Below are 21,388 nucleotides of genomic sequence, written 5' to 3'. Positions count from 1 at the left end.
TTCGGAGGCGGGGACCGGTGTCACTGCTGAGGACACTCCCGGCAGGCGCATTGGTTGCACCCAAACCGGACCAATCGGAGGAAACTTCCCCCAATCCTCCCCTACCGGGGCAGGAGGGTGCTGAGCTCGGCGTCGAGGTCGTAGTGCCGCCGCTCCTCGCCCCGCGGCACCAGAGCGACCAGCCGCCGGCACAGCGTCCGTACGTCCTTCGCCCGGGCGGACACCACACAGCTCTGCTCGCCGTTCCTGAAGGCGAGGAAGACCCGCGGCTCCCCGCCCTGCCAGCGCGGCCACACCTGGATGTCCCCCTCGCCCGTCGCGCAGGTCTCCCCGTCGAGCAGCAGGTCCCGGGAGAACACCCAGCGCGCCAGGTGCATCCCGGCGCCCCGGAAGTCGAGCGCCAGCTCGTAGGGCCGGTCGCGGCGGTACGTGAAGGCCCCGCACACCGGCACGGGCTCGGGCGAGGCCTCCAGCCGGAGCGGGAGGACGCGGTACTCGATGCCGTCCATGCGCTGCGCCTCTCTGTCGTGTCCCGGCCGGGGGGCTTGCGGCCCTCTCGGGCTCTCTCGGGCCCCCTCGGGCAAGCTAGCCCACCCCGCGGCCGCCCCCGCGGGCCGAAGGTCCCGACCCCGGGGGCCGCTGGGCCCGTCTTCTCACAGGAACGCGGGCGGGAACGCGAAGCGGCCCGCCCTCCGGGGGGAGGGCGGGCCGCCGCGTCACCGGGCCGTTACGGGACGGGGTGGAACACCAACGAGTCGTTGGACTGCCCGATGGCGGTGAAGCCGGCGCCGTTGGCCTGGGCGCCGTTGTTCTGGTTGGACGCCCCGGAGCCCGTGGCGATCTGCTGGGTGGTGGAGGAGTTGCCGGTGTTGCTGCCGGCGACCCCGCTGCCGAGGATCTCGCCGACGGCGGCGTTGGACGAGACGCCCGCACCGGCTCCGTTGTCGGCCTGGGCCGTGCCCGCGAAGAGCGCGACGGCGAAGGGGAGCGCTGCGACAGCCGCCAGGACACGGATGCTGCGGTTGCTTGCCATGATGAAGTCCTCCAGTACACAAAAAGGCTGCGGTCCAAGGCGGTTGGCCGACCGCCGGGGGTGTGGCCGCGACGTCACGTGATCACCATGGCGCACGTGATCATCGAGAGACCAGCCCGGGGCGGAGGGTTCGCCCTCAAGCGTGATCAACTCCCGGCAAACCTCAATTGGCCTGCGAATTCACCGTGTTGTGGAACGCCGGAGGGGCCCGGCGCAGTGCGCTGGGCCCCTCCTTCGTCATGCGTGCCGGATCAGAGGATCAGCATTCGATGACGTTGACCGCCAGGCCGCCGCGGGCGGTTTCCTTGTACTTGATCTTCATGTCGGCGCCGGTCTCCTTCATGGTCTTGATGACCTTGTCGAGGGAGACCTTGTGGGTGCCGTCGCCGCGCATGGCCATCTTGGCCGCGGTGACGGCCTTGACCGCCGCCATGCCGTTGCGCTCGATGCACGGGATCTGGACCAGGCCGCCGACCGGGTCGCAGGTCAGGCCCAGGTTGTGCTCCATGCCGATCTCGGCCGCGTTCTCCACCTGCTCCGGGGTGCCGCCCAGGACCTCGGCGAGGGCGCCCGCCGCCATCGAGCAGGCCGAGCCGACCTCGCCCTGGCAGCCGACCTCGGCGCCGGAGATCGAGGCGTTCTCCTTGAAGAGCAGGCCGATCGCACCCGCTGCCAGCAGGAAGTCGACCACGCCTTCCTCGTCGGCGCCGGGCACGAAGTTCACGTAGTAGTGCAGGACCGCCGGGATGATGCCCGCGGCGCCGTTCGTCGGGGCGGTGACCACCCGGCCGCCGGCCGCGTTCTCCTCGTTCACGGCCATCGCGTAGAGGGTGATCCACTCCATCGAGAGCGCCTGCGGGTCGCCCTCGGAGCGGAGCTTGCGGGCGGTGTTCGCGGCCCGGCGCCGGACCTTCAGGCCGCCCGGCAGGATGCCCTCACGCGACATGCCGCGCGCGACGCACGCCTGCATGACCCGCCAGATCTCCAGCAGGCCCTCGCGGATCTCCTCCTCGGTGCGCCAGGCCTTCTCGTTCTCCAGCATCATCGCGGAGATCGACAGGCCGCTCTCCCGGGCCATGCGCAGCATCTCGTCACCGCTGCGGAACGGGTACTTCAGCACCGTGTCGTCGAGCTTGATCCGGTCCTCGCCGACCGCGTCCTCGTCCACCACGAAGCCGCCGCCTACCGAGTAGTACGTCTTCTCCAGCAGCGGGGCGCCCGCGGCGTCGTACGCGAAGAGCGTCATGCCGTTCGCGTGGTACGGCAGGGACCGGCGGCGGTGCAGGATCAGCTGGCTCGGCTCGTCGAAGGCGATCTCGTGCGCGCTCCCTATCTCGGTGCCGAGCAGCCGCAGGCGGCCGGTCTTGCGGATGCGCTCCACCTCGTCGTCGGCGCTCTCCACGTTCACCGAGCGGGGGGAGTGGCCCTCCAGGCCCAGCAGCACCGCCTTGGGCGTGCCGTGGCCGTGGCCGGTCGCGCCGAGGGAGCCGTACAGCTCGGCCCGGACCGCAGCGGTCTGGGCGAGTACGCCGTCCTTCTTCAGCCGGGTCACGAACATGCGGGCGGCCCGCATCGGGCCGACCGTGTGGGAGGAGGAGGGGCCGATGCCGATGGAGAAGAGATCGAAGACGGAGATGGCCACGGTGGCGGACTCCCTTGTCTGCTCGTGGGGTGGGAGGGGGCAGGAGAGGTGGTGCGGGTGGTTCGGGAGCTTCGCGAGGGGTGATTGTTCGGATTTTGTCCGACAGCTGAGCTTAACGTGGCGAAGTGAACGGCTTGTCTGCCGGACCGGGTGCGCGAGGTTGCGGTTGGGCGTGGGTCAGGTCACGTTCCCGCTCCAGGACGGTGTCCGCGAACGATTCCGGTCATGAGAAAGGCCCGGCCCTGTGGAAAACAGGGCCGGGCCCTTCCAGGCCGGCGCCTAGAGCGTCGGGTACAGCGGGAACTTCGCGGCGAGCGCGGAGACGCGCGCCTTGAGGTCCTCGGCGTCGTAGGCGGGCTTCAGCGCCTGCGCGATGATCTCGGCGACCTCGGTGAAGGCCTCGGCGTCGAAACCGCGGGTGGCCAGCGCCGGCGTGCCGATCCGCAGACCCGAGGTGACCATCGGGGGCCGCGGGTCGTTCGGAATCGCGTTCCGGTTGACCGTGATGCCGACCTCGTGGAGGCGGTCCTCGGCCTGCTGGCCGTCCAGCTCGGAGTTGCGCAGGTCGACCAGGACCAGGTGCACGTCGGTGCCGCCGGTGAGGACGTCCACGCCCACGGCCTTGACGTCGTCCTGGACCAGGCGGGCGGCGAGGATCTTCGCGCCCTCCAGGGTGCGCTCCTGGCGCTCCTTGAACTCGGGCGAGGCCGCCACCTTGAAGGAGACCGCCTTGGCCGCGATCACGTGCTCCAGCGGGCCGCCCTGCTGACCGGGGAAGACCGCGGAGTTGATCTTCTTGGCCAGCTCCTGCGTCGACAGGATGACACCGCCGCGCGGACCGCCGAGGGTCTTGTGCGTGGTGGTGGTCACGACGTGGGCGTGCGGCACCGGGTTCGGGTGCAGGCCCGCGGCCACCAGGCCGGCGAAGTGCGCCATGTCGACCATCAGGAACGCGCCGACCTCGTCCGCGATGCGGCGGAAGGCGGCGAAGTCCAGCTGGCGCGGGTAGGCGGACCAGCCGGCGACGATCAGCTGCGGCTTGGACTCCTTGGCGAGGCGCTCGACCTCGGCCATGTCGACCCGGCCGGTCTCGTCGACGTGGTACGGGACCACGTTGTAGAGCTTGCCGGAGAAGTTGATCTTCATGCCGTGGGTCAGGTGACCGCCGTGGGCCAGGTTCAGGCCCATGATCGTGTCGCCCGGCTTCAGCAGCGCGAACATCGCGGCGGCGTTCGCCTGCGCACCGGAGTGCGGCTGGACGTTCGCGGCCTCGGCGCCGAACAGCTCCTTGATGCGGTCGATCGCGATCTGCTCGACCACGTCGACGTGCTCGCAGCCGCCGTAGTAGCGGCGGCCCGGGTAGCCCTCGGCGTACTTGTTGGTCAGGACCGAGCCCTGGGCCTCCATGACGGCGACCGGAGCGAAGTTCTCCGACGCGATCATTTCCAGGGTGGACTGCTGGCGGACGAGCTCGGCGTCGACGGCGGCGGCGACGTCGGGGTCGAGCTCGTGCAGGGGGGTGTTGAGAACGGACATCAGGAACCCCTGGGGTGTCAGTTGTCGGAGTGGGTGAGCGCGGCGTACTCCTCGGCGGAGAGCAGGTCGGCCGGCTCCTCCGCGATGCGCACCTTGAACAGCCAGCCGCCCTCGAACGGGGCGGTGTTCACGAGCGCCGGGTCGTCCACGACGTCCTGGTTGGCCTCGACGACCTCACCGGTGACGGGCGAGTACAGGTCGCTGACGGACTTGGTCGACTCCAGCTCACCGCAGGTCTCGCCCGCGGTCACCGTGTCGCCGACGGCGGGGAGCTGGGCGTAGACGACGTCACCGAGCGCGTTGGCCGCGAACTCCGTGATGCCGACCGTCGCGACGCCGCTCTCGGCGTCCGACAGCCACTCGTGCTCCTTGCTGTAACGCAGCTGCTGGGGGTTGCTCATGACCTGATTCTCCTGGATGCGGGGGAGTGCGAACGAACAGTGGTCTTGCGTACTGAGACGGCCGGTACGGACCCGGGGACGGCGCCCGTACGGGACCGCCGCGGCACCGGTACGGCGTACGGGAGTTACTTCTGCCGCTTGTAGAACGGCAGGGCCACGACCTCGTACGGCTCATGCGTACCGCGAATGTCCACGCCGACGCCGGAGGTGCCGGGCGCGGCGTGGGCCGCGTCCACGTAAGCCATCGCGATCGGCTTGCCCAGCGTCGGGGACGGGGCGCCCGAGGTGACCTCGCCGATGACCTGGCCGTCGGCCACGACGGGGAACCCGGCGCGCGGGACGCGGCGGCCCTCGGCGATCAGGCCGACCAGCTTGCGGGGCGGGTTGGTCGCGGCGCGCTCGGCGGCGGCCTCCAGGGCGGCGCGGCCCACGAACTCGCCCTCCTTCTCGAACTTCACGACCCGGCCCAGCCCCGCGTCGAACGGGGTCAGGGAGGTGGTCAGCTCGTGCCCGTACAGCGGCATGCCCGCCTCCAGGCGCAGCGTGTCGCGGCAGGACAGGCCGGCCGGGACCAGGCCGACGCCCTCGCCGGCCTTGGTCAGCGCCTGCCACAGCTCGACGGCGTGCTGGGGGGCGACGAACAGCTCGAAGCCGTCCTCGCCCGTGTAGCCCGTACGCGCGATCAGCGCGGGCACGCCCGCGACCGTGCCCGGCAGGCCGGCGTAGTACTTCAGCCCGTCCAGGTCGGCGTCGGTGAGGGAGGCGAGGATGCCGGGGGACTCCGGGCCCTGTACGGCGATCAGCGCGTACGCGTCACGGTCGTCGCGGACCTCGGTGTCGAAGCCGGCGGCGCGCTCGGTGAGGGCGTCCAGGACGACCTGGGCGTTGGAGGCGTTCGCGACGACCATGTACTCGGTCTCGCCCAGGCGGTAGACGATCAGGTCGTCGACGATCCCGCCGTCCTCCTGGCAGATGTGCGTGTAGCGGGCGCGGCCGACGCCGACGGTGGAGATGTTGCCGACCAGCGCGTAGTCCAGGGCCTTGACGGCCTCCGGGCCGGTCAGCGTGATCTCGCCCATGTGGGAGAGGTCGAACAGGCCGGCCTTGGTCCGGACGGCGTTGTGCTCGTCGCGCTCACTGCCGTACCGCAGGGGCATGTCCCAGCCCGCGAAATCGGTCATGGTCGCACCGAGCGAACGGTGCAGCGCGTCGAGGGCGGTCAGGCGGGGGGCAGTGCTCATGGGTGTGGCTCCCGGGTCCCAGGGCATGACATGACGAGGACGATCCTCCCCATCTGTCATCGGAACCTGAGAGGTTCGCCGAGAGTTCCCGGTCGGACCCGGGGAACGTCGACTTGCACCTTGGGTGGAGCGCACGCGGATGCCGTCGCGGGGGACGGCGGCGCGGCTCGCTTTTCAGATCTGCCTCATCCACGCGGTACGGGGCCTGAGAGATTCAAGGGAGGTACTTGCTCCTTCGGCGCCCGGGCACCGCCTCACGGCGTGCCGGGACTCTCCCGCGCGGATTCAAGCGGCCGGTATGCAGTTGGTCCAGATGGCGCACATCATTGCACGCCGTCCGGGGGATCGGGGGTGCGGGCCCGAAAGAACGTGCGGAGGAAGGTGCGCAGGGACGTACGGAGGAAGGTACGGAAGAAGTGCGGACCGGTGATGACGGACCGGTGACGCATCCGGGATGCGGCCGGGATGCGCCGACCGGAACCGGGGGTGCCGGATTACCGTCTCTTTACACTCAGTGGGCATGGGCCCCCGCGGGGCCCGATTGGGGGAGGCGATCACTGTGCGGAGATTCGGAGTGCTGGCGTTGACCGGGACGGGATCCGTGGACGCGGCGGCGACGGCGCGGACGTCCGCAGAGGGCGCTGCCGTCCGCGACCTGCGCGGCCGGGGCGCGCACGGACCGCAGTGGCTCGGCTTCACGGAGGGCGACATCGTCGTGGTGTCCGGCCTGCCCGGCGGCGGCAAGAGCACGCTGATCAAGCGGGCCGCGCAGGACGGGGGCATCGACTCCCAGGACGTGCGCGAGCGCTGGGAGCGCCGGATGCCGAGGGCGCTGCCGTACGCGGTGTACCGGCCGCTGGTCCGCTTCGACCACTACTGGGGGCTCTGGCGCACCCTGCGCTCCGGAGCCTCGGCGGTGGTCCACGACTGCGGAACGCAGACGTGGGTCCGCAGCCTGCTGGCCGCGACCGCGCGGCGCCGGGGCCGGGCGCTGCACCTGCTGCTGCTGGACACCAGCCCGCAGGAGGCGCTGGCCGGGCAGGCGGCGCGGGGGCGCGGGGTGTCGGCCTACGCCTTCGCCCGCCACCGGGGAGCGGTGGCCCGGCTGCTGCGCGACGCGGAATCGGGCCGCCTCCCGGCGGGCTGCACCTCGGCGGTGCTGCTGGACCGCGGCTCGGCGGCCCGCGTGAGCCGCATAGCGTTCCGGCGGCCGTAGGGGGTGTCCGCAGGGGCCCGGATCCGCAGGGGCCCGGAGCGCCGGCGGCCGGCCGGGGCCCCCGGCAGCGGTGTCGGTCCGAGCCGTTAACCTCGGGCCGACAGCGTGGGGCGAGACAGCGGAGGCGTACATGCAGGGCGGCGGCTGGCCGGACAACGAGCTGGAGCAGGTGCTCGGGGCGGCGCTCGGGCAGGCGGACGCCGGCGCCCGGATCGTCGAGGTGCTCGGCCGCAGCCGGCTCTGGGTGCCGCTGCCCGGCGGTGGCGGCCCGGACGCGGCCGGCGGCCTCACGCTGCCCACGATGGAGATCAACGGGGCGCCGTACGTCCCCGTGTACAGCTCCGAGGCCCAGTTCCGCGCCTGCGCCGGCCCCACCATGGACTTCGCCGTGGCCCCCGCCGTCGAGTTCGCCCGCGGCCTGCCCCCGCAGCTCGGCATCGCCGTCAACCCCGAGGGCGCCGTCGGCGTCCCGCTGCCCCCGCCCGCCGTCGCGGAGCTCTGCCGCACCGGCCGGAGCCCCCTCGACGGCCCCGCCACCGGCGGCCGCGTCCGGCTCTACGAGCCCGACTGGCAGGAGGACCCGGTGGACTTCCTGGCCGCCGCCGCCGAGGAGTTCCGCGCCACCGGCGTGGTCGCCGCCGCCCACCGCTGCCTGGCCAGCGTCGAGGGCGGGGCCCCGGAGCTCTACATCGGTGTCCGGCTGCTGGGATGGGAGCCCGCCATGCGGAACGCCCCGATGGACGCCCTCGGCCGGGCCCTGGCCCGCGTGGCGCCGCCCTGGCCCGTGCAGCTGATCCTCCTCGACGCCGTACAGGACCCGGTGGTCGACTTCATCGCCGAGCGCGTACGGCCCTTCTACCTCGCGTAGCGCCGCTTAAGCTGGGTGCCGATACGGGTGGACGGGCGGACGAAGAGGGGTACCGGGTGAGTGCGTCAGGCACGGCCGCGGCCGGGCAGGTCGAGCACATGATGCGCCAGGTGACGCCCGGGCGCTTCGAGAGCTACGAGTCGCTTCTGCACGCCCTCGCCGAGGGCCGCCTGTGGATGCTGCTCTGGCAGGGGCAGCCGGGCTCCCCGGACGCCCAGTACGGCGGCATGGAGGTCGAGGGCCTCGGGTACGCGCCCTGCGTGACCTCCCCCCAGGAGCTGGCCGCCAGCGGCTGGAACCGGGGCTACGAGGTGGTCACCGGCCGGGACGTCTCCCGCGCCCTCTACCCGGACCGCTGGGGCCTGTGGCTCAACCCGCACGTCCAGGGCGGCGGCCTCGGCATCCCCTGGGCCGACCTGCGCCGCATCGCCACCGGGCTCGACCGGATGCCGGCCGGCCCGCTGCGGCTGTCCGAGCCCGCCCTGGAGCTCCCGCAGTTCTACGGGCTGCTGACCCAGCACGCGCACCGCACCCCCGCCGTGCGCTCGCTGCGCCGCGCCTGGGTCCAGCCCTCGCTGGGCTCGCCGTACCTCGCGGTGGGGCTCGACCTGTACGACGCCTCCGCACCCGCGCTGGAATCCGTACGGGAGATGATGCGCCAGTCGGTCGGCGCGGTGCCCGAGGGCGTGCCGGTGTGCACGGTGGCGCTGGCGGACGAGCACGATCCCGTCGCGATGTGGCTGCGCGCCCAGACGCGCCCCTTCTACGACCGGGAGGGCCAGGCTCCGGTCTACTGACCGGGAGGCCGTATCCAGCCAACCGAGGCCGCGGGGAACGATCGTTCCCCGCGGCCTTCGGCTTGTCCGGATTTCACCACCCTTGTGGGCCCAAAAGGCATGCTCCTACCGCGAGTTGGGCGCCATGTCCGATTGCGTACCGAACGGACGGTCTTGATCCGCTCAGGCGAGAGCGAAGTCCGGATAACGGGAACCCGACCCTCACATCACGGTTGCGCATCCATTCATCTGCGGGTCTGGCGGCTGATCGCAGCGCCGATGAAGACTCCCCACCCAAGAGCCGGTCAGTCCTCCAAGGCCCGGTTCGGCAAATGATTTTTTGCATGTCGCTTTGCACGGCACTTCCCGCAATTCCTGCACCTCACACGCGTCCTGCGTGTCACCACGCACTCCGAGCGCCACTCCGCACCAACGCCGCCACAGCGGCGGGCATGGGCCGGCAACCCGTCGGCCGAGAGGGGTCCCCACCACGATGACGGCACCACTGCATGACACGAGCGCGGAATCACCCGCACCCGTGTCCGTAGCCGACGTCCCAGCCAAGGCCATCGAAGGCCGCTCGCCCGGCCGCATCGCCTGGATGCGGCTCAAGCGCGACAAGGTCGCGCTCACCGGCGGCGTGGTCGTGATCTTCCTGATCCTGGTGGCGGTCTTCGCACCGCAGATCGTGAGCCTGCTGGGCCACCCGCCCAACGAGTTCCACGAGGACCTGATCGACCCGGACCTCGGCACACCGCTCGGCTCCTTCGGCGGCATGAGCTCCGACTTCCTGCTCGGCGTCGAACCCACCAACGGCCGCGACGTGTTCAGCCGGATCGTCTACGGCGCCCGCATCTCGCTGGTCGTCGCGTTCCTGTCGGCCTTCGTCTCGGTCACGATAGGCAGCCTGCTCGGCGCGCTCGCCGGGTTCATCGGCGGCTGGGTCGACGGCATCATCAGCCGCCTGATGGACCTGCTGCTGGCCTTCCCGCAGCTGCTGTTCACCATCGCCCTGGTCTCCGTCGTCCCCAACTCCCTCTGGGGGTTCTCGGGTTCGGGCGTCCGGATGGGCGTACTGATCGTCGTGATCGGCTTCTTCGGCTGGCCCTACATCGGCCGTATCGTGCGCGGCCAGACGATCTCCCTGCGGGAGCGCGAGTACGTCGAGGCCGCACGCAGCCTCGGCGCCGGGCGCGGCTACATCCTCATCAAGGAACTGCTGCCCAACCTGGTCGCGCCGATCCTCGTCTACTCGACGCTGCTCATCCCGACCAACATCCTGACGGAGGCGGCCCTCAGCTTCCTCGGCGCCGGCGTCAAGCCGCCCACCGCCTCCTGGGGAAAGATGCTGTCCGACGCCATCCCCATCTACCAGGACGACCCCGCGTACATGGTGGTCCCCGGTATCACGATCTTCATCACCGTCCTGGCGTTCAACCTCTTCGGGGACGGGCTGCGCGACGCACTCGACCCCAAGGGCAGCTGAACCGCTTCAACGATTCACCCACCAATGGAGGTTGGACCAACGTGATCCGCAGAAAGCAGGCATTCGCGATCACCGCCGTGATCGCCGCCCTGTCCCTGACCGCCGCGTGCGGTGGCAGTGACAGCGGCAAGAAGACCGAGGGCAAGGGCGGCGCCGCCTTCAACGCCGCCACCACCGGCATGGTGAACCCCTCGGACGCCAAGGGCGGGGAGCTCAAGCTCTGGTCGCCGCAGGACGTCGACTACCTCGACCCGGCGCGTGCCTACTACGGCTTCGTGTGGGACATCCAGCGCCTCTACGTGCGCCAGCTGCTCGCGTACGACAGCAAGCCGGGCAAGGACGGCAGCAAGCTCGTCCCGGACCTCGCCGAGGGCCTGCCGGTCCTGAGCAACGAGGGCAAGACGTACACCCTCAAGATCAAGGACGGCGTGAAGTTCGAGGACGGTACGCCGATCACCTCGAAGGACTTCAAGTACGGCATCGAGCGCGTCTTCGCGCAGGACGTGCTGTCCGGCGGCCCCACCTACCTGATCGACATCCTCGACCAGGGCCAGAAGTACCCCGGCCCGTACAAGGACACCGACCCGGGCAAGATGGGTCTGAAGTCCGTCGAGACGCCGGACGACAAGACGATCGTCTTCAACCTGGCGAGCGCCAACTCCGACTTCAGCTACCTGCTGGCCATGCCGTCCTCCTCGCCGGTCCCGGCGGCCAAGGACACGGGCGCCACGTACACCAACAAGCCGGTCTCCACCGGCCCGTACAAGGTCGAGAGCTTCACCGCGAGCAAGGGCGCGACCTTCGTCCGCAACGAGAACTGGGACCCGAAGACCGACACGATCCGCAAGGGTCTGCCGGACAAGGTCTCCTTCACGGTGACCACCAACCCGGACGACATGGACGCGCGTCTGCTGTCGGGCGACATCGACCTCGCCATCGACGGCACGGGCATGCAGCAGGCCGGCAAGAACAAGGTCCTCAAGGACGAGAAGCTGAAGCAGAACGCGGACAACCCGTTCACGGGTTACATCCGCTACTTCGCCTTCCCGACCACGGTCGCGCCGTTCGACAACATCGAGTGCCGCAAGGCCGTCATCTACGCGGCCGACCCGAAGTCCCTGCAGACCGCCCGCGGCGGCCCGACCAGCGGTGACCTCGGCGCGAACATGCTGCCGCCCGGCATCCCCGGTGCCGACAAGGGCTACGACCCCTTCGGCCTGACCAAGGGCGAGCCGCAGGAGGCCAAGGCCAAGGAGGCCCTCAAGGCCTGTGGCAAGCCGGACGGGTTCGAGACCACCATCGCGGTGCGCAACAACCGCGCCCCCGAGGTGAAGACGGCCGAGTCCCTGCAGGCCTCCCTCGCCAAGGTCGGCATCAAGGTCACCATCGACCAGTACGACGGCAAGCTCTCCTCCTCCGTGATCGGTTCGCCCGAGAACGTGAAGAAGAAGAACTACGGCATCATCGTGATGGGCTGGGGCGCCGACTACAACTCCGGCTCGGGCTTCCTCCAGCCGCTCGTCGACGGATCGTTCATCCAGCCCAACGGCAACAACAACTACACGATGATCAACGACCCGGAGATCAACCAGCTCTTCAAGACGGCCGCCGCCGCCGCGACTCCGGAAGCCGCCGCCCCGTTCTACACGGACATCAACAAGAAGATCATGGAGAAGGCGCTCTACCTTCCCATCAACTTCGACAAGGCCTTCGTCTACCACAACCCGCGTCTGACGAACGTCTACTTCAACGACTCCATGGGCAAGATCGACCTCGCCACGGTCGGTATCGCCGCCAAGTAAACCGACCGGCCCGAGCCGTCGAGTCGTCACGTAACAACAGGCAAGTGCCTTCACCGCACATGCGCTAGTCCGAAGGGCAGGTGAAGGCCGCAGGCGCGGCGGCTGCCGTCCCCACGAGGGGCGGCAGCCGCCCGCCCCGGGCGGCCGACTGCAGTGCTCGTCTACCTCATACGGCGGCTGTTCAACGTCGTCGCCACGCTGCTGGTGGTCTCCGTGGTCACCTTCGGCATCTTCTTCGCGGTCCCCAAGATCACAGGCAGCGATCCGGCCCTGATGTACGCCGGCCGCGAGACCAACGAGACCGCCCTGGCGGGCATCCGCGTGAAGATGGGCTTCGACAAGCCCATCTCCGAGCAGTACCTGACCTTCGTCAAGGGCATCTTCGTCGGCCGTGACTACGACGGCGGCACGGATGTCACCCACTGCGCCGCCCCGTGCTTCGGATACTCCTTCAAGACCGAGGCGCCCGTCTGGGAGACCATGGTCGACCGCATGCCGGTCACCCTCTCGCTCGCCCTCGGCGCGGCGGTCATCTGGGTGATCGCCGGTGTGGCCACCGGTGTGGTCTCGGCGCTCAAACGCCGGACCGCCATCGACCGCACGGTGATGGTCGGCGCGCTCGCCGGCGTCTCCCTGCCGATCTTCTTCACCGGCATGGTGGCCCCCGCGATCTTCGTCTACGGGCTCGGCTGGCTGGACGTGTCCAACTACAGACCGCTCACCGAGGATCCGGTGGCCTGGCTCAACTCCATGCTCCTGCCCTGGGTGACCCTGGCCTTCCTCTTCGCCGCCACCTACGCCCGCATCACCCGCGCCACGATGCTGGACGTGCTCGGCGAGGACTACATCCGCACCGCCCGCGCCAAGGGACTCAAGGAGGGCGTGGTCATCCGCAAGCACGCCCTGCGCTCCACCCTCACCCCGATCGTCACGATGTTCGGCCTGGACCTCGGCGGACTCCTCGGCGGCGCGGTGCTCACCGAGACGACCTTCAACTTCCAGGGTCTGGGGACGGCGGCCGTGGCCGCCATCGGCCAGGGCGACCTGCCCGTGATCATGGGCGTCACCCTGCTCGCCGCGCTGTTCGTGGTGATGGCCAACCTGATCGTGGACCTGCTGTACGCCGTCATCGACCCGCGCGTGAGGCTGACGTGACCGAGAACCCCACCACCGGCAGCGGGCCCGCGTTCGTGCCCGAGCAGGCCGGGCCCACGGACGGGCCGTCCACCGGCACGGCCTTCCTCTCCGTGCGCGACCTCAAGGTGCACTTCCCGACCGACGACGGCCTGGTCAAGTCCGTCGACGGGCTCTCCTTCGACCTGGAGCGCGGCAAGACGCTCGGGATCGTCGGCGAGTCCGGCTCCGGCAAGTCGGTGACCTCGCTGGCCATCATGGGCCTGCACCGCACCGGCAGCGCCCGCAGCCGCCCGCACATCTCGGGCGAGGTCGTGCTCGACGGCGAGGACCTCGTACGGGCCGACGCCGACCACGTGCGCAAGCTGCGCGGCCGCAAGATGGCGATGGTCTTCCAGGACCCGCTGTCCGCGATGCACCCGTACTACTCGGTCGGCAAGCAGATCATCGAGGCCTACCGGACCCACCAGGGCGTCGACAAGAAGACCGCCCGCACCCGGGCGGTCGAGATGCTCGACCGCGTCGGCATCCCGGAGCCCCACCGGCGCGTGGACGCGTACCCGCACGAGTTCTCCGGCGGTATGCGCCAGCGCGCCATGATCGCGATGGCACTGGTCAACAACCCCGAACTGCTCATCGCGGACGAGCCGACCACCGCCCTCGACGTCACCGTCCAGGCGCAGATCCTCGACCTGATCCGCGACCTCCAGAAGGAGTTCGGCTCCGCGGTCATCATGATCACGCACGACCTCGGCGTGGTCGCCGAGATGGCCGACGACATCCTCGTGATGTACGGCGGCCGGTGCGTCGAGCGCGGCACCGCCGAGAAGGTCTTCTACGAACCCCGCCACCCCTACACCTGGGGCCTGCTCGGGTCCATGCCGCGCATCGACCGCGAGCAGACCGAGCGCCTGATCCCGGTCAAGGGCTCGCCGCCCAGCCTCATCAACATCCCGAGCGGCTGCGCCTTCAACCCCCGCTGCCCGTACGCCGACGTCCCCAAGGGCGGCATCACCCGCACCCAGCGGCCCGAGCTCACCGAGGACGACAGCCGGCACTGGTCCGCCTGCCACATGTCGCAGGAGGAGCGGACCCGGATCTGGACCGAAGAGATTGCGCCGAAGCTGTGACCGACATGAAGAAGACGGACACGTCCGAGGAACCGCTGCTGAAGGTGACCGGCCTGGTCAAGCACTTCCCCATCAACAAGGGGCTGCTGCGCAGGCAGGTCGGGGCCGTCAAGGCCGTGGACGGCATCGACTTCGACGTCCGGCGCGGTGAGACGCTGGGCGTGGTCGGCGAGTCCGGCTGCGGCAAGTCGACGATGGGCCGGCTCATCACGCGCCTGCTGGAGCCCACGGGCGGCACGGTCGAGTTCGAGGGGCGCGACATCACGCACCTCGGGGTCTCCGGGATGCGTCCGCTGCGCCGCGACGTGCAGATGATCTTCCAGGACCCGTACGGCTCGCTGAACCCGCGGCACACGGTCGGCACGATCGTCGGCGCCCCCTTCAAGCTCCAGGGCGTCCAGCCGGAGGGCGGGCTGAAGGGCGAGGTGCAGCGCCTGCTGTCCCTGGTGGGCCTCAACCCGGAGCACTACAACCGGTACCCGCACGAGTTCTCGGGCGGTCAGCGCCAGCGCATCGGCATCGCCCGCGCGCTGGCCCTGAAGCCGAAGCTGGTCGTCGCCGACGAGCCGGTCTCGGCGCTGGACGTGTCGATCCAGGCCCAGGTGGTGAACCTGCTGGACGACCTCCAGGAGGAGCTGGGCCTCACGTACGTGATCATCGCGCACGACCTGTCGGTCATCCGGCACGTCTCGGACCGCATCGCGGTGATGTACCTCGGCAAGATCGTGGAGCTGACCGACCGCAAGTCGCTGTACGAGAACCCGATGCACCCGTACACCAAGGCCCTGCTGTCGGCCGTGCCGGTGCCGGACCCCCGCCGCCGGGGCACGAAGAGCGGCCGCATCCTGCTGAAGGGCGACGTCCCCTCGCCGATCTCGCCGCCCTCCGGCTGCCGGTTCCACACGCGGTGCTGGAAGGCCACGCAGATCTGCACGACGCAGGAGCCGCCGATGCTGGCGCTGGCCACGGGCCACCAGGTGGCCTGCCACCACCCGGAGAACGCCGCCGACCAGGCCCCGGGAGACCCGGCGCTGCCGGGCGCCGCGGAGGCCCTGGCCACGGTCTCGGAGTAAGCACCCGCCGCCCCGGGGCCCGGCGCCCCGGGGCGGCGGCATGTCCGCGTCCGGGACGGCGGCCGTGCCCGTCTCCGGGACGGCGGCCGTGCCCGTCTCCGGGACGGCGGGCCGTACCCGTCGAACCACCGGCCGGGCGAACGGCACAATGGGGCCGTGCTCCACGATCTCTTCCCGCCCGGGATCCAGCATGCCCTGGACCTCGCCGGCATCTTCGTCTTCGCCACCGCGGGCGCGCTGCTCGCCGTACGCAAGAACTTCGACGTCTTCGGCATCTGCGTCCTCGCGCTGGCCACCGCCCTCGGCGGCGGTCTCTTCCGCGACCTCGTCATCGGCGCCGTTCCGCCGGCCGCCTTCGGCGAGCTCAGCTTCTTCGTCACCCCGCTGATCGCCGCGGCGTGCGTCTTCTTCCTGCATCCCGAGGTGCAGCGCATCAACCGGGCCATCAACGTCTTCGACGCCGCGGGCCTCGCCCTGTTCTGCGTGACCGGCACGACCAAGGCATACGAGTTCGGCCTCGGACTCACAGCGTCCGCCGCGCTGGGCCTGGTCACCGCCGTCGGCGGGGGCGTGCTGCGCGACGTCCTGGCCAACGAGGTGCCGTCGCTGCTGCGCGACCGCGAGATGTACGCCGTCCCCGCCATCGTCGGTGCCTCGATGGTGGCCGTGTCCATCGCGTTCGAGATGCTCAACGCCGTGACCACCGCCGCGGCGATCATCACCACGTTCGTGCTCCGGCTCCTCGCCATGCGCTACCACTGGCGGGCCCCGCTGGCCTGGAACCGCCGCTCCTCGGTGGCCGAAGAGCCGTAACAAGCATGTAGCAAAGGAAAGCTACCGCTTAGTAGTAACCGGCGGTAGGCTCGAATCCATGGCATACGCAGCGACCCAGGCCTCCATCGGCGACAGCGAATTCGACCGGGACACCGCCGTCACCCCGCGCGCGGACGAGTCCGGCGTGTACGACGCGGAGCTCTCCGCCGGGTGGACGATCATCACCGCCGTGAACGGCGGCTACCTGCTGGCCCTGGTCGGCCGGGCCCTGTCGGCGGCCCTGCCGCACCCGGACCCCTTCACCGTCTCCGCCCACTACCTGACCTCGTCGGTGCCCGGCCCCGCCGTGATCCGCACCGAGGTCGTCCGGGTCGGGCGCACCCTCTCCACCGGCCAGGCCTCCCTGTTCCAGTACGACGAGAGCGGCGCCGAGATCGAGCGGATCCGGGTCGTCGCCTCGTACGGCGACCTCGCCTCCCTCCCGGACGACGTCCGCACCACCGCGGTCCCGCCGGCGTTCCCGGCGTACGAGGACTGCCTGGGCCCGGAGGCCGGCCCGGCCCCGATCCCCGGCAGCAACGCGATCGTGGACCGGCTCCGGCTGCGGCTGGATCCGGCCACGGCGGGCTGGGCGGTCGGCGCGCCGTCCGGGAAGGGCGAGATGCGGGCCTGGTTCGAGCTGGCCGACGGCCGCGACGCCGATCCGCTGTCGATGCTGCTCGCGGTGGACGCACTGCCGCCGACCTGCTTCGACCTGGGCCTGATGGGCTGGAGCCCGACCATCGAGCTCACCGCGCACGTGCGCCGGCGCCCGGCCCCGGGCCCGCTGCGGATCTCCATCACGACGCGGAACCTGGCCGGCGGCTTCCTGGAGGAGGACGCCGAGGTCTGGGACTCCACGGACCACCTGGTGGCCCAGTCCCGCCAACTGGCCCGCGCCCCGCGCTGACCCCCGGATCCGGCCCCTCCCGGGCCCCCGCCGCCCCGGGGGGTCCGGTGCCCGGGAGGGGACTCGTAGAATCAGGGGATCATGGCCTACCTCGACCACGCCGCCACCACCCCGATGCTCCCGGAGGCCGCTGCGGCGATGACCGCGCAGTTCGCCGCCACGGGCAACGCTTCCTCCCTCCACGCCGCCGGCCGCCGTGCCCGCCGTACCGTCGAGGAGGCCCGCGAGGCCCTCGCCGAGGCACTCGGCGCCCGCCCGAGCGAGGTGGTCTTCACCGCGGGCGGCACGGAGGCCGACAACCTCGCCGTCAAGGGCCTCTACTGGGCCCGCCGCGACCAGGACCCCGCCCGGACCCGGGTGCTCGCCAGCCCCGTCGAGCACCACGCCGTCCTCGACGCCGTCCACTGGCTGGGCGAGCACGAGGGCGCCCGCGTCGAGTACCTCCCCGTCGACCGCTACGGCCGCGTGCACCCCGAGGACCTCCGCGAGGCCATCGCGCGCAACCCCGACGACGTGGCCCTGGCCACCGTCATGTGGGCCAACAACGAGATCGGCACCGTCATGCCGGTACGTGAACTGGCCGCCGTCGCCCGCGAGTTCGCGATCCCCCTGCACTCCGACGCCGTCCAGGCCCTCGGGCAGCTCGACGTCCGCTTCGGCGACAGCGGCCTCGCCGCGATGACCGTCAGCGGCCACAAGATCGGCGGCCCGTACGGCATCGGCGCGCTGCTGCTCGGCCGCGACCAGAGCCCCGTACCCGTCCTGCACGGCGGCGGCCAGGAGCGGCACGTGCGCTCCGGCACCCTCGACGTGCCCGCCATCGCCGCCTTCGCGGTGGCCGCCGTGATCGCCGCCGAACGGCGCGAGCGGTTCGCCGCCGAGATCGGCGCGCTGCGCGACGAACTGGTCGCCGCCGTGCTCCGCGAAGTGCCCGACGCCGTCCTCGGCGGGGACCCGGACGACCGGCTCCCGGCCAACGCGCACTTCAGCTTCCCCGGCTGCGAGGGCGACTCGCTGCTGCTCCTCCTGGACGCCCAGGGCATCGAGTGCTCCACCGGCTCCGCCTGCACCGCCGGCGTGGCCCAGCCCAGCCACGTCCTGCTGGCCACCGGCACCGACCCGCAGCTGGCCCGCGGCACCCTGCGCTTCTCCCTCGGCCACACCTCCACCAAGGAGGACGTCGCGGCCGTGGCCGCCGCCATCGGGCCGGCGGTCGAACGGGCCCGTACGGCAGGCCTCAGCTAGGGGTGTCCTCAGCGGCAGGCGCCGCCGCGAGCTCCGAGCGGACCAGGCCCAGGTACCGGTCCCAGTCCCAGTGGGGGCCCGGGTCCGTGTGGTCCGTGCCCCGGACCTCGGAGTGGGCCACTATGTGCGTACGGTCCACGGGTATGCCGTACCTGCGGCAGACGTCGGCGGCGAGCCGGGCCGAGGCCGCGTACATCACCTCCGTGAAGTCCTGCGGCCGGTCCACGAAGCCCTCGTGCTCGATGCCCACGCTGCGCTCGTTCATCGAGCGGTTGCCCGAGTGGAAGGCGACGTCCATCTCGCGCACCATCTGCTCGATGCGCCCGTCCTGGCCGACTATGTAGTGCGCCGACGCCTGGTGGAAGGGGTTCTTGAAGGCGTCCACCGAGGACGCGAAGCTGCCCTGCGTGACATGCACGACAATCCGGTCCACCCGGTAGTCCCCGGGCCGGTCCGCCATCCGCCAGTTCGCCGGCGAGGCCGACGTCCAGCCCACGCCCGCGTGGTCCACCTCGCCCTCCTCGCGGGGCTTGCCCACGCCCGGCAGCAGCCACCAGGCGCGCCGCAGCTCGTCCTGCCCGGCGATCGCCGCCACCGTGAAGACCCCCAGCCCGCCGAACAGCACCGCCCGGCGGGTCCTGCGCGGCGCCCCCTTCGGCGCGGTCCCGGCCTTGCTCCCCATGTGATCCACCCCCCGCACGTGATAACGCGCTGTGACCCCGGCCGGTTCCCCCGTACTCTGGACGGTGCTATGACTGAGAACCTGCCGCGCACCGATCGCCCCCTTCGCGTCCTGGCCGCCATGTCCGGCGGCGTGGACTCCGCCGTCGCCGCCGCCCGCGCCGTCGAAGCCGGACACGACGTGACCGGCGTCCACCTCGCGCTCTCCGCGAACCCGCAGTCCTTCCGGACCGGCGCCCGCGGCTGCTGCACCATCGAGGACTCCCGCGACGCCCGCCGCGCCGCCGACGTCATCGGCATCCCGTTCTACGTGTGGGACCTCGCCGAGCGCTTCCGCGAGGACGTCGTGGAGGACTTCATCTCCGAGTACGAGGCCGGGCGCACCCCGAACCCCTGCCTGCGCTGCAACGAGAAGATCAAATTCGCGGCGCTGCTCGACAAGGCCCTCGCCCTCGGCTTCGACGCCGTCTGCACCGGCCACTACGCCACCGTCGTACTGAACGAGGACGGCTCGCGCGAGCTGCACCGCGCCTCCGACATGGCGAAGGACCAGTCGTACGTCCTCGGCGTGCTCGACGAGAAGCAGCTGGCCCACGCGCTGTTCCCGCTCGGCGACACCCTCACCACCAAGGAAGAGATCCGCGCCGAGGCCGAGGAGCGCGGCCTGGCCGTGGCGAAGAAGCCCGACAGCCACGACATCTGCTTCATCGCCGACGGCGACACCCAGGGCTTCCTCGCGAGCCGCCTGGGCAAGGCCGAGGGCGACATCGTCGACGGGGCGACCGGCGAGAAGGTCGGCACCCACGACGGCGCCTTCGGCTTCACCATCGGCCAGCGCAAGGGCCTGCGGATCGGCCACCCCGCCCCCGACGGCAAGCCGCGCTACGTCCTCGACATCTCCCCGGTGAACAACACCGTCACCGTCGGCCCCGTCGAGGCCCTCGACGTCAGCGCCCTGACCGCGATCCGCCCGCGCTGGTGCGGCTCCACGGCCGCCGCCCCGGGCACCTACACCGCGCAGCTGCGCGCCCACGGCGGCGAGACCGAGGTCTTCGCCGAGCTCGTGGACGGCGAGCTGCGCGTCTCCTTCACCGAGCCGGTCCGCGGCGTGGCCCCCGGCCAGGCGATCGTCCTCTACGACGGCACGCGCGTGGTCGGCTCCGCCACCATCGCGACGACCACCCGGGCCGCGGCCGCCGCGGTCTGACCCGGCACCCGGCAGCCGGCACCCGGCAGCCGGCACCCGGCAGCCGGCACCCGGCACCCGGCAGCCGGCACCCGGCAGCCGGCACCCGGCAGCCGGCACCCGGCAGCCGGCACCCGGCAGCCGGCACCCGGCAGCCGGGGCGCGGCGGCGCGCCCCGGCCGTCCAGGCGGCCGTCGGCGCGTGCCGGGGCCGTCTAGGCGACCGTCAGGACGATCTTGCCGGTGGTGCGGCCGAGCTCGCCGATCTCATGGGCCTTCGCCGCCTGCTCCAGCGGCAGGACCGTGTCGACCAGCGGCTTCAGCAGGCCGCGGTCGGCGAGCGCCGCGATCTCCTCCAGCCCCTTCAGGTCGGGCTCCACCAGGACCCAGGAGGCGTGCACGCCCTGCGTGTCGGCCGGGATCCCGTCGGGGCCGGGCAGGGTCACCAGGTGCCCGCCGGGCTTCAGCACCTTCAGCGAACGCTGCCCGTAGTCCCCGCCCACCGCGTCGATCACGACGTCCACGTCGGAGACGGCGTCCTCGAAGTCCGTGGTGCGGTAGTCGAGCACCTCGTCGGCGCCCAGCTCGCGCAGCAGCCCGTGCTTGGCCGCGCTGGCCGTGCCGATCACGTACGCGCCGCGGGCCTTGGCGATCTGCACCGCCAGGTGGCCGACCCCGCCGGCCGCCGCGTGGATCAGCACCCGCTGCCCGGCCGTGACCCCGGCCGTGTCCACCAGGGCCTGCCAGGCGGTCAGCGCCGCCAGCGGCAGGGCCGCCGCCTGCACGTGGTCCAGGGAGGCCGGCTTGCGGGCGAAGTGCCGGGTCGGGGCGACCACGTACTCGGCGTAGCCGCCCGCCTGGCGCGGGAAGTTCGGCATGCCGTACACCTCGTCGCCCTCGCGGTACAGCGTCACGCCCGGGCCGACCGCCTCGACCGTGCCCGAGACGTCCCAGCCGACCATCGGGACCTCGCCCCAGCCGATGAGGCCGCCGCTGGCCCGGGTCTTCCAGTCCACGGGGTTCACGCCGGCCGCGTGGACCCGTACGAGGATCTCGTTCAGACCCGGCTCGGGCCGCTCCGTCTCGACCTCGGTGAGAACCTCGGGTCCGCCCCACTGGCTCACGACGACCGCGCGCATGTCTGTCTCCTTGGTAGTGCTTGGGGTACTCCGTGCCGGTTTTCCCGGCCGATGGCTCCAGCTTGGCCGCATCGGGC

20 protein-coding genes and 1 riboswitch are annotated in these 21,388 nt (G+C 71.3%); of the genes, 12 read left to right on the top strand and 8 right to left on the bottom strand.

Annotation, left to right across the window (positions count from 1 at the left end; all coding sequences use genetic code 11):
• Window positions 1-101: 101 nt before the first annotated feature.
• The 6 genes from IF02_RS0121100 to gcvT form a co-directional block, all read right to left on the bottom strand.
• Window positions 102-509, bottom strand: a complete 408-nt coding sequence (locus IF02_RS0121100; protein ID WP_030159188.1) for an SsgA family sporulation/cell division regulator — start codon at window positions 507-509, stop codon at window positions 102-104.
• Window positions 510-727: 218 nt separating this feature from the next.
• Window positions 728-1,033, bottom strand: coding sequence for a hypothetical protein (locus tag IF02_RS0121095; protein WP_030159186.1), 306 nt, complete (start codon window positions 1,031-1,033; stop codon window positions 728-730).
• Between the two features lie 259 nt (window positions 1,034-1,292).
• Window positions 1,293-2,675: an L-serine ammonia-lyase gene (locus IF02_RS0121090; protein ID WP_030159185.1), complete on the bottom strand. Its 1,383-nt coding sequence runs from the start codon at window positions 2,673-2,675 to the stop codon at window positions 1,293-1,295.
• 279 nt (window positions 2,676-2,954) lie between these two features.
• Entirely contained in the window at window positions 2,955-4,211 is a 1,257-nt protein-coding gene (gene glyA, locus IF02_RS0121085; RefSeq protein ID WP_030159182.1) for a serine hydroxymethyltransferase, read from the bottom strand.
• Between the two features lie 17 nt (window positions 4,212-4,228).
• Window positions 4,229-4,612, bottom strand: a complete 384-nt coding sequence (gene gcvH / locus IF02_RS0121080) for a glycine cleavage system protein GcvH (protein ID WP_030159180.1) — start codon at window positions 4,610-4,612, stop codon at window positions 4,229-4,231.
• Window positions 4,613-4,737: 125 nt separating this feature from the next.
• Entirely contained in the window at window positions 4,738-5,853 is a 1,116-nt protein-coding gene (gcvT, locus tag IF02_RS0121075) for a glycine cleavage system aminomethyltransferase GcvT (RefSeq protein WP_030159178.1), read from the bottom strand.
• A gap of 184 nt (window positions 5,854-6,037) precedes the next feature.
• Window positions 6,038-6,141, bottom strand: a riboswitch (glycine riboswitch).
• Between the two features lie 265 nt (window positions 6,142-6,406).
• Between gcvT and IF02_RS0121070 the strand changes: the two genes are divergently transcribed.
• From IF02_RS0121070 to IF02_RS0121020, 11 genes are all read left to right on the top strand, one after another.
• A complete protein-coding gene (locus IF02_RS0121070) occupies window positions 6,407-7,069 on the top strand; it encodes an AAA family ATPase (protein ID WP_030159176.1) in 663 nt (220 codons plus the stop codon).
• 130 nt (window positions 7,070-7,199) lie between these two features.
• Window positions 7,200-7,937: an enhanced serine sensitivity protein SseB gene (locus tag IF02_RS0121065; protein ID WP_030159174.1), complete on the top strand. Its 738-nt coding sequence runs from the start codon at window positions 7,200-7,202 to the stop codon at window positions 7,935-7,937.
• Window positions 7,938-7,993: 56 nt separating this feature from the next.
• Entirely contained in the window at window positions 7,994-8,734 is a 741-nt protein-coding gene (locus IF02_RS0121060) for an enhanced serine sensitivity protein SseB C-terminal domain-containing protein (protein WP_030159172.1), read from the top strand.
• Between the two features lie 472 nt (window positions 8,735-9,206).
• Entirely contained in the window at window positions 9,207-10,199 is a 993-nt protein-coding gene (locus IF02_RS0121055; RefSeq protein WP_030159170.1) for an ABC transporter permease, read from the top strand.
• 41 nt (window positions 10,200-10,240) lie between these two features.
• Window positions 10,241-12,001 (top strand): ABC transporter substrate-binding protein, encoded by a 1,761-nt coding sequence (locus IF02_RS0121050; protein WP_030159168.1) that lies wholly within the window; start codon window positions 10,241-10,243, stop codon window positions 11,999-12,001.
• Window positions 12,002-12,154: 153 nt separating this feature from the next.
• Window positions 12,155-13,156, top strand: coding sequence for an ABC transporter permease (locus tag IF02_RS0121045; RefSeq protein WP_030159166.1), 1,002 nt, complete (start codon window positions 12,155-12,157; stop codon window positions 13,154-13,156).
• Window positions 13,157-13,191: 35 nt separating this feature from the next.
• On the top strand, window positions 13,192-14,265 hold the full coding sequence (locus IF02_RS0121040; protein ID WP_051696423.1) for an ABC transporter ATP-binding protein: 1,074 nt from the start codon (window positions 13,192-13,194) through the stop codon (window positions 14,263-14,265).
• Window positions 14,266-14,270: 5 nt separating this feature from the next.
• Window positions 14,271-15,338 (top strand): ABC transporter ATP-binding protein, encoded by a 1,068-nt coding sequence (locus tag IF02_RS0121035; RefSeq protein WP_051696422.1) that lies wholly within the window; start codon window positions 14,271-14,273, stop codon window positions 15,336-15,338.
• A 156-nt stretch (window positions 15,339-15,494) separates the two neighbouring features.
• On the top strand, window positions 15,495-16,151 hold the full coding sequence (locus tag IF02_RS0121030; RefSeq protein ID WP_030159160.1) for a trimeric intracellular cation channel family protein: 657 nt from the start codon (window positions 15,495-15,497) through the stop codon (window positions 16,149-16,151).
• Window positions 16,152-16,209: 58 nt separating this feature from the next.
• A complete protein-coding gene (locus tag IF02_RS0121025) occupies window positions 16,210-17,061 on the top strand; it encodes a thioesterase family protein (protein ID WP_030159158.1) in 852 nt (283 codons plus the stop codon).
• 81 nt (window positions 17,062-17,142) lie between these two features.
• Window positions 17,143-18,306, top strand: a complete 1,164-nt coding sequence (locus tag IF02_RS0121020; RefSeq protein ID WP_030159156.1) for a cysteine desulfurase family protein — start codon at window positions 17,143-17,145, stop codon at window positions 18,304-18,306.
• Here IF02_RS0121020 and IF02_RS0121015 read toward each other — a convergent pair.
• Window positions 18,299-18,988, bottom strand: coding sequence for an N-acetylmuramoyl-L-alanine amidase (locus tag IF02_RS0121015; protein WP_030159154.1), 690 nt, complete (start codon window positions 18,986-18,988; stop codon window positions 18,299-18,301). The two genes, IF02_RS0121020 and IF02_RS0121015, sit on opposite strands and share 8 nt — an antisense overlap.
• A gap of 69 nt (window positions 18,989-19,057) precedes the next feature.
• Here IF02_RS0121015 and mnmA point away from each other — a divergent pair, with 69 nt between their 5' ends.
• Complete coding sequence (mnmA, locus tag IF02_RS0121010) at window positions 19,058-20,194, top strand: tRNA 2-thiouridine(34) synthase MnmA (protein ID WP_030159152.1); 1,137 nt, start codon at window positions 19,058-19,060, stop codon at window positions 20,192-20,194.
• Between the two features lie 193 nt (window positions 20,195-20,387).
• On the opposite strand, the gene IF02_RS0121005 is transcribed toward mnmA, so the two are convergent.
• A complete protein-coding gene (locus IF02_RS0121005) occupies window positions 20,388-21,311 on the bottom strand; it encodes an NADP-dependent oxidoreductase (protein WP_030159150.1) in 924 nt (307 codons plus the stop codon).
• Window positions 21,312-21,388 lie beyond the last annotated feature (77 nt).

The organism is Streptomyces sp. NRRL S-244, assembly GCF_000717915.1.
Taxonomy (GTDB): Bacteria; Actinomycetota; Actinomycetes; order Streptomycetales; family Streptomycetaceae; genus Streptomyces.
Note: the sequence above shows the minus strand (reverse complement) of the source record. Positions and strands in the feature narration are given on the sequence as shown.